This is a genomic window from Blautia sp. HCP3S3_D9, from assembly GCF_052063845.1.
GTDB lineage: Bacteria > Bacillota > Clostridia > Lachnospirales > Lachnospiraceae > Blautia_A.
This window is the reverse complement of the sequence record NZ_JBQHWS010000083.1, coordinates 1-16115: the sequence shown is the minus strand read 5'-3', so window position 1 is coordinate 16115 and position 16115 is coordinate 1. Positions and strand designations below refer to the sequence as shown.

Annotated in this window: 19 protein-coding genes; all 19 read right to left on the bottom strand. The window is 45.1% G+C overall.

All coding sequences use genetic code 11. The features are described from left to right. Positions 1 to 315 (bottom strand): SAM-dependent methyltransferase (locus ACTNES_RS14225; RefSeq protein ID WP_441039767.1); only part of this gene is annotated, 315 nt, incomplete at its 3' end. After that, the gene (dxs, locus tag ACTNES_RS14220; protein WP_291810991.1) at positions 315 to 2183 is read right to left on the bottom strand and encodes a 1-deoxy-D-xylulose-5-phosphate synthase; all 1869 of its coding nucleotides are present in this window, start codon (positions 2181 to 2183) and stop codon (positions 315 to 317) included. The genes dxs and ACTNES_RS14225, both read right to left, overlap by 1 nt. A 13-nt stretch (positions 2184 to 2196) precedes the next feature. Then, positions 2197 to 3084: a polyprenyl synthetase family protein gene (locus ACTNES_RS14215; RefSeq protein ID WP_216459721.1), complete on the bottom strand. Its 888-nt coding sequence runs from the start codon at positions 3082 to 3084 to the stop codon at positions 2197 to 2199. Then, entirely contained in the window at positions 3068 to 3307 is a 240-nt protein-coding gene (gene xseB / locus ACTNES_RS14210) for an exodeoxyribonuclease VII small subunit (protein ID WP_216459722.1), read from the bottom strand. The genes ACTNES_RS14215 and xseB overlap by 17 nt, the downstream gene beginning before the upstream one ends. Next, positions 3294 to 4514, bottom strand: coding sequence for an exodeoxyribonuclease VII large subunit (xseA, locus tag ACTNES_RS14205; RefSeq protein WP_216459723.1), 1221 nt, complete (start codon positions 4512 to 4514; stop codon positions 3294 to 3296). Before xseA ends, xseB begins: the two co-directional genes overlap by 14 nt. Further along, the gene (gene nusB, locus ACTNES_RS14200; protein WP_291810980.1) at positions 4511 to 4933 is read right to left on the bottom strand and encodes a transcription antitermination factor NusB; all 423 of its coding nucleotides are present in this window, start codon (positions 4931 to 4933) and stop codon (positions 4511 to 4513) included. Before nusB ends, xseA begins: the two co-directional genes overlap by 4 nt. A gap of 153 nt (positions 4934 to 5086) precedes the next feature. Beyond that, on the bottom strand, positions 5087 to 5473 hold the full coding sequence (locus tag ACTNES_RS14195) for an Asp23/Gls24 family envelope stress response protein (RefSeq protein WP_216459725.1): 387 nt from the start codon (positions 5471 to 5473) through the stop codon (positions 5087 to 5089). Between the two features lie 147 nt (positions 5474 to 5620). Continuing rightward, positions 5621 to 7210 carry a peptide chain release factor 3 gene (locus ACTNES_RS14190; RefSeq protein ID WP_291810975.1) on the bottom strand — a complete coding sequence of 530 codons (1590 nt, stop codon included), beginning with the start codon at positions 7208 to 7210 and terminating at the stop codon, positions 5621 to 5623. Between the two features lie 297 nt (positions 7211 to 7507). Further along, entirely contained in the window at positions 7508 to 8257 is a 750-nt protein-coding gene (locus tag ACTNES_RS14185; protein ID WP_291810972.1) for a SpoIIIAH-like family protein, read from the bottom strand. A gap of 10 nt (positions 8258 to 8267) precedes the next feature. Next, the gene (locus tag ACTNES_RS14180) at positions 8268 to 8585 is read right to left on the bottom strand and encodes a hypothetical protein (protein ID WP_320813803.1); all 318 of its coding nucleotides are present in this window, start codon (positions 8583 to 8585) and stop codon (positions 8268 to 8270) included. Then, entirely contained in the window at positions 8569 to 9135 is a 567-nt protein-coding gene (locus tag ACTNES_RS14175) for a stage III sporulation protein AF (protein WP_216459728.1), read from the bottom strand. The genes ACTNES_RS14180 and ACTNES_RS14175 overlap by 17 nt, the downstream gene beginning before the upstream one ends. Further along, positions 9135 to 10370: a stage III sporulation protein AE gene (locus ACTNES_RS14170; protein ID WP_441039763.1), complete on the bottom strand. Its 1236-nt coding sequence runs from the start codon at positions 10368 to 10370 to the stop codon at positions 9135 to 9137. The genes ACTNES_RS14175 and ACTNES_RS14170 overlap by 1 nt, the downstream gene beginning before the upstream one ends. A gap of 89 nt (positions 10371 to 10459) precedes the next feature. Continuing rightward, positions 10460 to 10846, bottom strand: a complete 387-nt coding sequence (locus tag ACTNES_RS14165) for a SpoIIIAC/SpoIIIAD family protein (protein WP_291810964.1) — start codon at positions 10844 to 10846, stop codon at positions 10460 to 10462. Positions 10847 to 10931: 85 nt separating this feature from the next. Further along, the gene (spoIIIAC, locus tag ACTNES_RS14160; protein ID WP_216459730.1) at positions 10932 to 11126 is read right to left on the bottom strand and encodes a stage III sporulation protein AC; all 195 of its coding nucleotides are present in this window, start codon (positions 11124 to 11126) and stop codon (positions 10932 to 10934) included. A 121-nt stretch (positions 11127 to 11247) separates the two neighbouring features. Beyond that, entirely contained in the window at positions 11248 to 11766 is a 519-nt protein-coding gene (locus ACTNES_RS14155) for a stage III sporulation protein AB (RefSeq protein WP_291810959.1), read from the bottom strand. Next, complete coding sequence (gene spoIIIAA / locus ACTNES_RS14150) at positions 11751 to 12689, bottom strand: stage III sporulation protein AA (RefSeq protein WP_291810956.1); 939 nt, start codon at positions 12687 to 12689, stop codon at positions 11751 to 11753. Before spoIIIAA ends, ACTNES_RS14155 begins: the two co-directional genes overlap by 16 nt. 46 nt (positions 12690 to 12735) lie before the next feature. Beyond that, on the bottom strand, positions 12736 to 13857 hold the full coding sequence (locus ACTNES_RS14145; protein WP_291810954.1) for a hypothetical protein: 1122 nt from the start codon (positions 13855 to 13857) through the stop codon (positions 12736 to 12738). 3 nt (positions 13858 to 13860) lie between these two features. Next, positions 13861 to 14415, bottom strand: coding sequence for a 4'-phosphopantetheinyl transferase family protein (locus tag ACTNES_RS14140; RefSeq protein WP_291810950.1), 555 nt, complete (start codon positions 14413 to 14415; stop codon positions 13861 to 13863). Continuing rightward, on the bottom strand, positions 14412 to 16115 hold a 1704-nt coding region (locus ACTNES_RS14135), incomplete at its 5' end, for an ATP-dependent helicase (protein WP_441039757.1). The genes ACTNES_RS14140 and ACTNES_RS14135, both read right to left, overlap by 4 nt.

Genomic DNA, 16115 nt, shown 5'->3' with positions numbered 1-16115 from the left:
TACTTTTACTGCCCCGTTCTGGAGCATACAGTCTGTAAAACCACCTGTGGATGCGCCTACATCCATACAGACCTTACCGTCCAGTGTCACATCAAAATTCTTCATAGCCTTCTCAAGCTTCAGTCCGCCGCGACTTACATATGGCAGGGTATTTCCTCTGACTTCGATCTTTACTGTCTCCGGGAACATGGTTCCTGCTTTGTCTTCTTTCTGACCATCTACATATACATCTCCTGCCATGATATATGCCTTTGCTTTCTCACGGGATGGTGCAAGGGCACGTTCCATCATAAGCATGTCTAAACGTTTCTTCATTATTCTCTTACTTCCTCACTATCCTCTATTGCCTGTCGGATATCTGCCACGCCAAGACCGATCCTGGTACGCAGACTGTCCACATTTCCCTGAGGCACAAAGCGGTCCCAAACAGATGCGGATAACACTCTTGCCTCCGGATGACAGGCTTCCATATAAGCAGATACATGTTCTCCGTATCCGCCGCTCTTTACGTTCTCTTCCACTGTTACAAACAGATTGTGGTCTTTTGCAAATTCATCAAGAAGATCCACATCCAGTGGTTTTACAAATCTTGCATTTACAAAAGTCGGGTCATAGCCGTCTGCTTTCAATCCCTGACAGACTTCCAGACAGGACGGAATCATACTTCCCACTCCCAGCACTGCGATCTTCTTTCCTCTGTGGATAATCTCACTCTTACCATATTCTACAGGTGCCTGATACTCCTGCAGTCCCTGGTATGCACTGCCTCTCGGATATCGGATGGCAACCGGTCCGTCATAGTCCACTGCAAATGCCAGCATATCTGCCAGTTCTTTATCATTCTTCGGTGCCAGAACTGTCATATTCGGCATCATGGACAGATACGACAGATCAAAGCATCCCTGATGTGTCTCTCCATCTGCTCCTACCAGTCCTGCCCTGTCAATGGCAAAGATCACATGCAGTTTCTGCATACATACATCATGCAGCATCTGATCCACTGCACGCTGCAGGAATGAAGAATAGATTGCAACTACAGGAACCAGTCCTCCAAGCGCAAGTCCTGCTGCAAAGCTGACTGCATGTTCCTCTGCGATTCCCACATCAAAGAAACGCTCCGGAAATCTCTTTGAAAATTCCACAAGTCCGGTTCCGTCCGGCATGGCTGCTGTAATGGCAGTCAGCTTCTTATTCTTCTCTGCAAGGGAAACCAGCGCTTTTGAAAAAACATCTGTGTAACCTGGTACCGTTTTCTTCTGCAGTACTTTTCCTGTTTTAATATCAAACGGGCCGGTTCCGTGGAATCTGTCCGGATGGGCACTTGCAGGTCCGTATCCTTTTCCCTTCTTGGTCAGAACATGGACAACGACCGGTCCTTCCACGCGTTTCGCTTCGTTAAACAATTTCATCATCTGGCGCATATTGTGACCGTCTACAGGCCCAAGATAGGTCAGCCCCATATTCTCAAACAGCATTCCCGGAATAAAAAGCTGCTTGATACTGCTCTTTGTCCTCCGCATGGTGTCTACCATCGCAGTTCCTACTTTTGGAACTTTCTTGAGAGTTTTTGTCACGCCCATCTTCATCCCTGTGTATGCTTCCGCAGTCCTCAGGGCACTCAGATAGGTGGACATTCCTCCTACATTCCTTGAAATAGACATATTATTATCGTTGATGATGATAATAAAGTTTGTCTTTAATTCCGCAGCATTATTTAACGCTTCATACGCCATTCCTCCGGTGAGGGCACCGTCTCCGATAACAGAAACTACATGATGCTTCTGTCCCAGAATATCTCTGGCACGCACATACCCAAGTCCTGCAGAGATCGAGTTTGAACTGTGTCCTGCATCAAAAGAATCGCAGTCACTCTCACTTCGCTTCGGAAAGCCGCTTAAACCGCCCTCTTTGCGCAGATTCACAAACTCATCCTTTCGTCCTGTAAGGATTTTGTGTGTATATGCCTGATGTCCCACATCCCAGATCAGTTTGTCTTCCGGAAAGTCCAGCACATTATGCAGCGCCAAAGTCAGCTCCACCACGCCAAGATTGGACGCAAGGTGACCACCTGTATGACTGACAGACTGGATTAAAAAGTCTCTGATTTCCTCTGCCAGAGGCTCGAAATCTGCCAACGGTATTTTGTGAATATCATTGGGTTTCTTTATCTTTTCCAGAATCATTTGTATCCTTCCTTTATTTTCTGCGATTTATCAGTTTTTCAATTAATAAATACAGAAATTCGTTATTTTTGTTCAGGCTCTTCAGCAGTTCAACCGCTTTCTCTGAAAGCAGCTCTACCTGCTCAGATGCCTTCTCTATTCCAAAAAGAGTCACATACGTGACTTTATTGTTCTTCTCATCACTGTGTACAGGTTTGCCGAGTTCTTCGTCCGTGCTGGTTACATCCAGAATGTCATCCTGAATCTGGAAAGCCAGACCGATATTTCCGGCAGCTTCTTCCACTACGGAAACTTCCTGTTCATCTGCTCCTGCAAGGATCGCACCTGTCATCATAGATGCCTCAATCAGTGCAGAAGTCTTGTTTCTGTAGATATAATCCAGTATCTCTTTCTCCAGGGGCTTGCCATCATTTTCTACATCAACGCTCTGTCCGCCAAGCATTCCGTGAATGCCTGTTTTCTCTGCCATTACTCTCAGCACATGGATCACTCTGCTCTGGTCTTCTGTAAGAGAAAATGCCTGAAGCATGGTCTCATATGCGTAATTGAGCAGTGCAACACCGCTTAACACACCCATGGCTTCGCCGTAGACTTTATGAGTGGTCAGTCTTCCGCGTCTGTAATCATCGTTATCCAGCGCAGGCAGATCATCATGGATCAGGGAATGGGTATGGATCATCTCCATTCCTGCCATAAACGGCTCCACAACTTTTCCCTCACCGCCGAATAAACGGTAAGTCTCCTGTATCAGGATCGGGCGCAGGCGTTTGCCGCCTGCCAGCATACTGTAATTCATGGCCTGTGCCATTGTCCTGGCAAAGCCTTCTTCTGCAGGCAGAAAACTCTTTATCACGCGCTCCGCATCCTCAGTTCTTTTTGTTAATTCATCTTGAAAATTCACTAAACGTACCATCCTCATTGAGCTGCAGCATCTTCTTCTCCACTGTATCCAGCTTGTCGCTGCAAAGTTTCAAAAGTTCCATACCCTGTCTGTACAGTCTGAAAGAATCCTCCAGTGATGTGTCACGATCCTCCAGCTTTCCTGCCAGCAGATCCAGCTCTGCAAACATTTCCTCCAGAGGTTTCTCCTCCTGTAACTGTTCACTGTTCTCATTCTTCGCCATGGATTCTCTCCTCCTTTACTGTACTCTCAACCTGTGCCTCTATCGTACCGTCTGTTACGGATATATAAATGGTATCCCCATTTTGTACCTGTTCTACACTTGTCAATGTCTTTTTATTCTTGTCTGCCACATAAGAATATCCCTGATTCAGCTTCTTCAGTGGAGAAAGTCCGGCAAAACGTTCCAGATAAATAGACAATCTGTGCCTGTTATCCTGAAGTTTCCGGTTCATTCCGTTCTGAATGGACTCCTCCAGATCTGCCAGACGCTGTCTCTGCTCACGCAGTCTGTTCTCAGGACTCAGATAGCCAAATTTCATCTGAAAATGTTCCAGTTTACTGCGGTACAGGTCCGTTTTGCTGCTCATGGCACGGTAAATTCTCTGCCTGTAAATGCCGACCGCCTCTACTACACTTCGGTAATCATCCACTGCCAGTTCTGCTGCAGCAGATGGTGTCGGTGCACGCAGATCTGCAACAAAATCAGCGATCGTGAAGTCTGTCTCATGACCTACTGCAGAAATGACCGGTGTCCGGCACTGAAAGATTGCCCTGGCTACGATTTCTTCATTAAATGCCCACAGGTCTTCGATAGAACCGCCGCCTCTGCCGACGATGATCACATCTACGCCTGCTGCATCCAGCATCTCGATGCCTTTGACAATACTCTCTGCCGCACCTGTGCCCTGCACAAGAGCCGGATATAAAATAATCTGGAGATAGGGATTTCTTCGATAGGAAATATTGCGGATATCCTGAACAGCCGCACCTGTCGGTGCAGTTACCACACCTAGACGTTTGATAAATCTGGGAATGGGCTGCTTGTACTCCTGTGCAAACATCCCCATATCTTCGAGTTCCTGCTTCAGTGCAAGATATCTCTCATACAAAGCACCGGCACCCTCCAGGGTGATCTCCTTTGCATACATCTGATAGCGGCCGTCACGTTCATATACATCCACACTTCCGCCTACAACTACCTTATCGCCATTCTTCATAGCAAATGCAAGTCCCCGTCTGTGTCCGGCAAACATCACACAATTTAGTGTGCCTGTCTCATCTTTCAGGGAAAAATAGATGTGTCCACTTGTATGGTATTTACAATTGGACACTTCTCCCTTTACATAAATCTTCTGCAGTAAATAATCCTGGGTAAACATATTCTTGATATAACGGTTTACCTGTCCTACAGAATATGCATTTTTCATTCTGTTTTCTCTTCAGCTGCGCTGTTTGCAATCTTACCAAGGATACCGTTTACAAAAGAACCTGAAGTATCGCCGCCGAAACGTTTGGCAAGTTCTACTGCCTCGTTGATGGCTACTCCTGTCGGTACATCCTGGTCATATTTGAGTTCATACACTGCCAGACGCAGGGCTGTCAGGTCGACACGGCTCATTCTCTTTGTCTTCCATCCTTTACTTGTCTCATTTAACAGTGCATCGATCTCGTCTAATTTCTCAAGTACATGACGGTATTTCTGGCTCATGTATTCCTGGTCTTTCTCTGAACGCTCCTCCAGGGTGTCAAAATAAAGTGAAAGCTGTTCACTCATCTCTTCCTCTGAATTAAATTCTGTCATGAACAGTAATTTAAAAATGTGTTCTCTCTGCTCTCTTCTTCGCATAATTCCCGCTGTATAAACAGCTTTCCTTTCTATTATATCTGTTACTGTCCACTTATCTTCGCCCGGCGGATCAGACCATCCGCATCCTTTATAAAACAATTTTTCAATGAACAGTAATCTCTTCTTTTCTTAATTACACAAAAAAGGAAAGGGTTACTTTCCTTTTTCATTCTCCATATCTACACCGGCAATGTGAATGTTGACGTCTGCAACCTCAAGACCTGTCATATTCTCTATGGATGATTTGACTTTCTCCTGGACTTTCTTGCTTGTCTCAAGGATGTTCTTACCATATTCGATGTTCAGGTTCAGATCTACTGTTACGACTCCTTCGAGTACAGTAACCTTAACGCCCTTGGAAAGATTCTTCATTCCAAGCTTGCTTACCAGTTCGTTTGTGATATTGCCTGCCATGGAAGCGACTCCGTCTACTTCTGTAGCAGCAAGTCCGGCAATGATAGCGACCACTTCGTCTGCGATCTGAACTTCACCAATGCCGCCTAAATCCTGTATTTTATATGTTGTTCTTTTCTCTGCCATTGGAAAACCTCCTGAGGAATTCTTTGTCACTGCTCATATTCTGTTTCTCCGAAAGTCTGTATTACGAGATCTGTTCCGGAAATAAAATGAGCAGGGACTTTCATAGTCTTTGTTTATTATACCAAATCGGCAGATAAATGAAAAGGGTTATTTGCTGAATTCCGTTAATATTAAGCCCGGATTTCTGTCTTCTGTCATTCCGACACTCCATGAATTTACGAAAAGGAGCAGCGGATTTCCCTTAAGGTCAGTTACTTTCTTCATGTCAGAAGTTCCGACGATCTTGTCCACTTTTACCTCTTCCTTGTTTGCGATCCAGCGGATATGCTCATATGGAAGTGTTTCCAGACGGATGTCTACGTTGTATTCATTTTCCAGACGATATTTCAGAACATCAAACTGCAGGACACCTACAACGCCTACGATGATCTCTTCCATACCTGTATTAAATTCCTGGAAGATCTGGATCGCACCTTCCTGGGCGATCTGGTTGATACCTTTAACAAACTGCTTTCTCTTCATGGTATCGATCTGGCGGACTCTTGCAAAATGCTCCGGTGCAAATGTCGGTATTCCCTCAAATGCGAATTTCTTTCCAGGTGCGCAGATGGTATCACCGATAGAAAAGATACCCGGGTCAAAGACACCGATGATGTCTCCTGCATATGCTTCGTCTACAACATGACGGGACTCTGCCATCATCTGCTGTGGCTGGAGCAGACGCATCTTCTTGTCACCCTGCACATGATATACTTCCTGGGAAGCATCGAATTTGCCGGAACAGATTCTCATAAATGCGATTCTGTCTCTGTGAGCTTTATTCATATTTGCCTGAATCTTAAATACAAATGCTGAGAAGTTGTCATCCATCGGGTCGATCTCACCGGCATCAGACATTCTCGGAAGCGGGGATGTTGTCATTTTCAGGAAATGCTCCAGGAATGTTTCCACACCGAAGTTTGTCAGAGCGGAACCGAAGAATACAGGGGTTAATTCTCCCTTGCTTACCAGTTCCTGATCAAAGTCTGCACTTGCTCCGTCCAGAAGTTCGATCTCGTCCAGAAGCTGTGCTTTCTGCTCCGGATCCATGATCTCGTCTGCACGGCTGTCGCTTAACGGGATTTCCTCGATGACACCCTCTTTGGTTCCTTTCTGTGTATCAGAGAAAGTAAGGATTTTCTCTGTATTACGGTCGTAAACACCGCGGAATTTCTTACCGGAACCGATTGGCCAGTTGATCGGGCAGGTTGCGATCCCGAGTTCTTTCTCGATCTCATCAAGCAGGTCAAATGTGTCGTTTGCATCACGGTCCATCTTGTTGATGAAAGTAAAGATCGGGATGTGGCGCATTACGCAGACCTTGAATAACTTTCTTGTCTGTGCCTCGACACCCTTGGAACCGTCGATTACCATGACTGCTGAGTCTGCTGCCATAAGAGTACGGTAGGTATCCTCTGAGAAGTCCTGATGTCCCGGGGTATCCAGAATGTTGATGCAATAGCCGTCATAATGGAACTGGAGAACGGAAGATGTAACGGAAATACCTCTCTCTTTCTCGATCTCCATCCAGTCTGATACTGCATGGCGGGCAGTTGCCTTACCTTTAACACTTCCGGCAAGATTGATAGCTCCGCCATACAGCAGGAATTTCTCGGTCAGTGTGGTCTTACCTGCATCCGGGTGGGAAATAATGGCAAATGTTCTTCTTTTTTCTATTTCGTTCGTATACTTAGACACGTTTAGCCTCCTGTGTGCGCTTTCTTAATTATTGTTATATTGGTTTCTTCGTAACTGCAGAGATATCGGACAGTTACGTATCTTTATTCGTTTTACCTAATACCATGATTGCAAAATTATTGCAGTTCACTGCATACCTGAAAATATGCTTCGTGGCACATGCCCTGCAAACAATTTTTCTGCATATAATCACTGATATTAGCTACGTTTCCTATTTTTTTACAGCATTCCTATTCTAGTATATGCACTGGTTTCCTGTCAAGATATATGTTTAGGATATTCGTTATTCATCGTATATTAGTCATAAATATCTGTTGTGTCGATCGTGGCATCTTCATATGGCTGTGCGGATGTCTCACTGTCCTCATAGGAAGTGTCATCTGCAGATGTATCTACCGTATCACTTTCCGCTACATCTTCGCTTTCTTTTAATGGCGTGATCACGATATTCTCTGCGGCGATCCCGGTTTTTCTTTTTACGATGTCTTCGATCTGGGCGCGTTGTGCGTCAGAGAGTTCGGCATCCGGGATTACGACATCTGCGGTTTCACCGGTGAGATTTACTACCACATCCTTAAAGCCTTTCGCCTCAAGCAGAAGTTCTGCGGCGGCTTCTTTCTCTGAGAGGTCTGTCATAGAGACCATAGTATGTATGGCTTCCTGTTTTTCTTCATCATCAATACTCTCGTTGTTGATAATGTCCTGCAGATCTGCCTTGTTCTGGGAACGGACCTGTTCTCTGCTGATCTTTGCCTGAGCTGCAAAACCTGTGGAGCCTGTTAGTACAGCTTCACCTGGAGTATCTGTTTCCTGAGTATCTGTGAGACTGTCATCTGTAAGACCGGTACCCGCCTGGTTTTCATCCAAAAGGGCTGTCTCATCTGTGAGATCATATCCTGCATCTTCAAGGATACTGCTGCTGTCTGTGCTTGCCTCCTTATCCTTAAATCCAAGATCTACATCTGCAAAGTTCAGATATCCTGCTACTGCAATAAGAATTGCCAGTGACGTAATGATGACCTGATTTTTTTTGATGACTTTTTTCACATTTCTCTCCTCATTTCATTTTCATTATTCTAATTCTATGAGCATCTACCTGAAATAATGCCATGACCGCCTGCTGAATATTCTGGACTACTACAGGATCTCCCCCGCCCTCTGCCGAGATCAGGACTCCTGTCACCTGTATGGTGCCGGAATTATAAAAGCTCTGCTGGTCTTTCTTCTCATCTGTCATCAGGATGACCTGTACTTTTCCCACTCCGTCTACGTTCGTAAGAAGTGCTTCCAGTTTTTCCTCCAATTCGCTCTTCTGTGCATCTGCAGTCTGAATGGATACAGAGGTGTTCTTTTGCTGTTTACTGGAGACCGGCATGGCCGCTACTGCCAGAAGTATTCCAAGAAGTAACAGAATTCCCCACTTTGCCGGACTCATCTTTGACAGTCCGGATAGTAAGCCGGCTTTGTTTAAGTCCCCATTCTTCCACCAGTTCATCTGCAAGCCTCCTTTTCTCCTCCTGCGAAATATCTTTCTCCAGTGTGACTGCTGCCTGTGTGTCTTCTCCTTCTATATTTACTTTTACCTTATATACTTCTATGCCTCTTTTTTCCAAAGATTCCCGGATTTTCTGTTCCAGTTCCAGCTCGTAACCTTTCTCCAAATAAACTTTCTGGAGATTTTGAAATTCCTGAAGTTCTTTTTCCCTGTTTTCTTTGGAAAAGTTATCCAGAAAACTCTCTGTCAGTTCCGGGCCTTTTCCGAGGATAGAGAATACGGGAGTGCTCATCATGAAGATCAGGAGCAGACCCATGAAAAAGCGGACGTATTTCTCGTATTTCTGATCCGGGACCAGATTGAGGATGGCGGTAAAAAAGATGTAAAATACTGCGAGATTTCTGATCCATAAATATAATTCTTCTTTCATCACGATACCCCCGCAATAATGATCAAAAACGTTAACATGCAAAGAACTTCCGCTGTCAGAAGCAGCTTCAGAAGCAATGCGCACCCCTCTCCGATCGTACCAAGTGCGCCTACAACTCTCTTATCAGAGATTGGCTGTGCGAGTGCTGCCAGGAATCGGTAGATCAGGGACAGGCTTCCATAGTGGATCACCGGACCTGCGCAAATAAACAGAAGTATGATCACGATCACTACTCCAAGACTGTTTCGCACCATCACTGCACTGGTCAGGACAAGTTCTGTCACTGCAGTTACTGCATTTCCGATTCCGGGAATCGCAATTGCTGTTTTTCCGATGGCGGAGCGTTTCAGGGTGTCGATCACGGGACTTACCATGTTCCGCACAATCTGAAGTCCTACTACAGTTCCCAGAAGTGTTTTGAGTCCCCAGCTTACGGCAATGTCCAGAAGTTCTGCCATCTTGGTGAGCATTTCCTCTTTCGACAGATGGTTCACCATTTTCAGGAGAACGCTCAGGTTTATGACCGGCAGAAATAAATTTACAAGGAGCCACTGGATTGCCCATACCATCAGCAGAACGCCTTCGTAGAAAACTGCTGCTGTGGCTGCACCAGTGGAAGCGGTTACTGTCATGAAATAGGCAGGGGACAGAATTTTCATAAAATTCACAAGCCCTAGGAGACGCTGTGACAGTGTGCTTCCAAGCTGTGTAAAATTCTCCATAAGGATCATGAACAGAGCCAGATAAACAATGTAGAAACTGATATTTCCAACCTGTCCGTTTCCGAAAACATCTGCGAATTCTGCCAGTACTGCAGCGATTAGAATGATCAACAGCAGTTTCATGATCAGACCTTTTTCGTTCTCTATTTCCGAAAAAAAGAGACTGTACAAAAAGCTCCGTACAGTCTCTTTTGAAATGGGGTCGTCCCCGTTTATAATGTTTGTCAGTACTTTTCTGACTGAAAAAGAATGGTCTGCCATGATCTCATCCAGCATCTTCTGCATGTCGTCGATCTGGATTTCGTCCAACAGATTCTCCTGTAATATCTGCGATGTGGAATCCTCCTGTTGTTCTGTCTGTTCAGCGGCATATGCCAATACTGTCTGATTCTCAAAAAATGCAATGCTTTGTATTGCAATACACAATATAACTCCAAATATAAGAATATCTGTCAAAGTCTTTCCCGAAAATCTTCTTCGCATCCTGGTCCATCTTTCAGTACGCATCTCCATACATGTAACCCACCATTTAATTATACACCTCTTTCTAATTCTGCATCTTACTTTGGATTCATGCCGTATTATTTTCCATGCAATCCGCTTCATATCATAAACTCCGAAATCGTATCCAGAATTGCCAGCAGTACCGGCATACTCAATACCATTACTGACAATTTGCAAAAGAGATCGATCTGTGTTCCGATAGTCTGATAGCCTGCGTCTTTGCAGATCGCAGAGGAGAACTGGCCAATATATGTAATTCCGATGATCTTTATCAGAACTGTGAGATAGCTGCTGTCCATGGGGAAGCTCTCTTTTAATCTGTTCATGGTTTCAAATAAGTAGGAAACCTTTCCTGCTGCCAGTCCGAGGATCAGAAAACCGGTTGTCATGGTCACAAGTGCTGCAAACTCCGGCCGGGTTTCTTTCAGGATAAAGCCAAGCATCATTCCGCAGATTCCCATGATCGAAACTTTTACAATGTCCATAGTTTCTATGCCTCCCGTTGATCCACAATAACATGTCCGACAGATACTCTTTCAGCAGATGATTTTGTGGAGATTCATACTCTGCTCATAGTACAAATAATTGCTGGATACTTTCAAACAGTTCATAAATATACGGCACGATCCAGAACAGTACCATCAGCAGTCCCGCAAGACTCACCAGAAAAGCCTGTTCATCTCTTCCGCTGTGCTTCAGAATCTGGCAGAGAATAGAAACCAGGATTCCCACTGCAGCGATTTTAAAAATAAGACTTATCTCCACAATTTCTCCTTTCCGGCTTCTGCCTCTGATTTCTTACTTACAATTGTCCAAATACACAAACATATTTATTCCTGAACTTGTTATGCATTCACCAAAGCTGGCACTATATATCATATCACTTTTAGAAAAAGAGCACCGCCACAAATATTCCGCCCAGAATACCCAGACTGCGGTACAGCTTTTTCTTTTCCCGGAAGTCTTTCTCCAGTTCTCTAATTGCATATTCTGTTTCTTTTTCCATCTGGTCCAGCTGTTTCAGTTGCATGTCCAGGCCCAGATATCCAAGCTTGTCTCCGAGAGAGTAAAACCGGTTCCTTTCTTCTTCGGAAAGGCAGTCCAGATTCAGACATTTTTCGGCGCAATCCCGGAAGATTTTTCCAAATGATGTGCCTGTTTTTTGCCGCATTTCCTGTGCAGTAAGTATAAAAAATTCTCTGTACTTTCCTGCCAGTTTCCCGGAGGCGCCTGTAAAGGCATCGTACAGAGATTTATTTCCATAACGTATTTCTCCTCTTAAGAGGATGATCATCCGTAAGATCATTTCCAGCGTTTTTTTTCGTCCGGTAAGTTCGCTGCCTGCGGCAAATCCCAGACCTGTGCCGGAAATCATAATTACACATAATCCTATTGTTTTAAGCATACCCTACCATTTTCGTCAAGCACTGCTTCCAGACATCCTGCCTGGTCATTCTTATCAAGGATGATGTAGCGCTCAAATACTTTCTCGCCCATCAGCTTATAAAAAAATGGCTGATCCAGAACATCTTCCAGACAGTTCCCGTGAGCGGTTGCGATCAGTTTACATCCGCAGTGGATCACGGACTCTACTGCCTTGAAATCTTCTTCGCACCCCAGCTCGTCTACCGCTACCACATCCGGTGACATGGAACGTACCAGCATCTGCATCCCCTCTGATTTCGGGCAGCAGTCCAGCACATCTGTGCGCATTCCCAGATCATTCTGCGGGATTCCCTGATAGCATCCTGCAAGTTCGCTTCTCTCATCCACCACACCAACTGTCAATCCCGGGGTGTTTGCCCAACCGTTGCTCAGTTGTCTGATAATATCTCTCAGAAGCGTAGTCTTTCCGCAGCGTGGCGGTGAAATGATCAATGTGTTTGCAACCCATTTCTCTGTGCGGATATAAGACATTACTTTGTCCGCACATCCCTGGATCTCATGTGCCAGGCGGACATTGATACAGGAAATGTATTTCATTCCCATGATCCTGCCTCTGTCCAGCACTACTTTTCCGGTCACTCCTACTCTGTGGCCGCCCTGAACACTGATATATCCCTGTCTGATCTCATCTTCATAAGCATACAGGGAATATCCTGTCACGTATTCCAGTGTTTCTGTCAGGTCTTCCCTTGTGACCAGATACTGTTCCTGACCGGGTTTCCTTAAGAAACACTCTCCACCGTCATATGTCAAAAATAACGGACGCCCTACTCTCAGGCGTATCTCATATAATTTATCATAGTCAAGCTTCGCATCCATTAGTAGCTGCCGGATATTTCCGGCAAACAGGTTCTCAATCTGCTGCGCTTCTATGTGTCTCACCTCTTTACACTTAATATATGTGGACAAACCGGTTTTATTACCTCTGTCAGGAATAATCTTCTTCCATTTTCGTAAGATCCAGTTTCAAAACACGGTCTACCACGTTGCCTGCATACCCCCTGTATGCATAGGCACCCGATTCAAAAAGTACATAGAGATTATCTCCGTCTACCACGATCTGCTCGATCATCTCAGGCATTCTGCATGATCTGGCGGAATTTTCATTTACATACAGTCTCTTATCCGACTGCTCGTAAAAGACGATCCTGGACGGCAGGATTCCAAAGGAATGCGAAAGAAGCAGCTTGTCATTGTAGAAAGCCATTCCCTGTGCCTGCTCTGAGATCGTGGAATAATCCAGCGGAACTGCCATCTCAAACATCATGCCCAGTTCCTCGTCAAACGTATTGACCAGATCTCCCTCATCGTCCACCGCATATCTCGCGATCGTACTCTCTGTATATTTATTAAAACATCCCACATACAGGCATCCTTTGTAAAAAGTCATAAAGGAATCACGAACGATTCCGTAAAGGCTGCATGTCTGGTTTACCTGTACGGGCATGCGGTTATCTGCATAACTGTATTCACGCAGTACATCCATCTTAATGCTGATTGCCTGCGCGATACCATTTGTATTAGAAGAATACCATAACATGTCATGGTCCGGATCATAGGCAAGGCCGCCTACATGGGGAAGACCCGGCAGTATCACTTCTTTGATAAATCTGTGCGTTTCCTTATTGATCACGTATATGACAGAGTTATGTTTTCCTGTATGACAGTAGGCACTTATCAGAACATATTCGTCTGTGACCGCCAGGCCCTGAGGGGTCATGGAGGTACATACTGCCTGTTCAGTACCCTGTGCATTCAAGAATGTTCTCGTATATTTCAAGCCCGGAATAATATAAGTTCCGTACTCTTTCTCTTTTTTTCTGCCGTCAAAGGCAAAGTTATTCAGTTCCTCCTGCTGAGACAACATCTGAAGCTGTCCCCTCAGCGAATATACCGCAGCATCCTGATTGGTTACCAGATATTTCGCAGGAGGTTCTGTTCTACCTCTGTATACATAGGCATATCCCCAGAAAGCCAGTCCCAGTGCCAATACCACCACCAGCACTTTCACTGCCAGTCTCCGGATTTCTTTCTTCGTTTGTTTGTTCATGTCTTACCCAAGTAGTATGATGTCTTCAAACTTCCAGCTGATCTCCATGGGATTCATTGCCCAGACTGCTCCGCTGTATCCCTCTTCCATATCCAGAAGCATATGGCTTCCCTCATCCATGGATATACTCCGAAGATCTCTGGAAAGTCCCTCTCCCGTCCATTTAATATAGGCTTCCCGCAGCACCCACTGTTCAAAAAATTTCTTCTCTGCATCTGCTCCTGCCAGGATTTCGTCATACTGCGCCTCTGGCACCATGCGTCTGAGCATTCTTTCGTAATTGGCCTTACGGTGAACCTGCACATCGATTCCGACTTCCTGATCAGCAAGGAGACATACCACATAGTCCCCTGAATGGCTGATGTTATAATGCAGGGACGGACGGTAGGACAAAAATGGTTTCCCGTGTTCTCCCTCTGCTCTCGGCTCATATTTCAGGTCAATATTGAATTCTTTTCTGAGCGCAGTTTCCAAAAGTTTCTCGGCGATCATATGCTCCATATGTGCGCCTGCATATTCTTCCCGTATTTTTGTATAATAAATAATCCCTTTATTCATAGGCCCGTCTCCTCAAGGAACCGGGATGGTTCCAGTTCCTTCTCATACTGGCGTCTCACGTAGGCAAGCACAAGCTTCTTCTTCGCTCTTGTCATGCCCACATAAAACAGTCTTCGTTCTTCTTCTACTGCTTCTGCAAGAACTGCCTTACGGTAAGGGATGCTTCCCTCGTTGACATTCAGGATGTATACGATATCATATTCCAGACCTTTCACTGCATGGAGGGTGGATATGGTCACACCCTCCCTGTGATCCTGCTGTTTCCTTGCCTGCTCATTCAGGCGTTTCGTATATTCCTCTATATATGCCTGCCACTGCGCCAGGGTTTTCATGCCTTTTGCACTCTCATGGATCCGGTCCAGAGTCTCAAGCAGTTCCTCTGGTTTTATTTTACGATACTGTGCATATTCGCGCAAGTATTCTTCGAATCCCATTCCTTTTCTGATGAAATTAATCGCAGCAAAAGGAGAAAGTGTACCAAGAATCCTCAGGTGTGTCTCCAGCGTGGTGATCCTGTCGCACATCCAGTCTTTATCTTTATAGTATTCCCGTAGTTCCTCGAAATTAATCTTTGAACTCTTCAGCGCTTCTCTGGAAATATATCGGTTCGGACGGTTCATTACTTCCAGAAAATTCTTCCTGCTCCTGTCTCCTGCCGCCATTTCAAGATAAGCCAGTATCGTCCGGCAGATCCAGTGGCGGAAAAGATTGGGAAGCTGTTCTTTCATTGTAAACGGAACCTGATATTCCATCAGTGCATTGATCAGACCTTCCGATTCTTGATTGGTACGAAGCAGGATCGCAGTATTCAGAAGATCCTCGCCACGTTCCAGCCTTTTCTTCAGTGCTGCCACCACGCACATGTATTCTTCTCTTGGATTGTCAAATTCCTTACAGGTTACAGGCATACCCTCTTCATTTGGAGTATCCAGCTGCTTTTTGAAACGTCTGGTATTGCATCCGATCACTTTCATAGCTGTGCGCAGGATATTTTTGCTGCATCGGTAATTCACATTCAGAAGAACCGTCTCTACCTTTGGATAATCCTTTGTAAAATTCAGCATGATCTCCGGTCTTGCTCCGCGGAAATGATAGATGGACTGGTCGTCATCCCCTACGATAAACAGGTTGTTTGCAGGTGCCGCCAGCATCTGCAGGATCTTGTACTGTAAGCTGTTGATATCCTGAAACTCATCCACCAGGATATAGACAAACTTTCTCCGCCATGCATTCAGGATGTCCGGTCTCTGGGAAAAAAGTTCATAGCAGCAGAGGATCATATCATCAAAATCCAGCTTGCGTTTCGCTTTCAACGCCTGCTTATATCCACGATAAATATCCCGAAATATCTCATCCGAACAACAGGACGCATAATAATGCTCTGGAGAAATACAGTTTCCCTTTACGACACTGATCTCCTTGGCAACCTCCTCAATGAAGTCTCCCTCCTGTGCCATCTCCTGTCCATATTTCTCGGTCATCTCACGGAGAATGCTGAATTTCTCTTCTTCGGAAAGAATATTAGCAGCACTCAGATGATACGCTGCTTTCAGAATCCCATAAAAAATTCCGTGGAATGTTCCAAAAGTAACTTCACTTCTGTCCTGTCCCACGAATTTCAAAAATCGTTCTTTCATCTCTGTTGCCGCTGCTCTGGAAAAAGTTACAACCAAAATAGAAGAAGCCGGTATCTTCCCCTC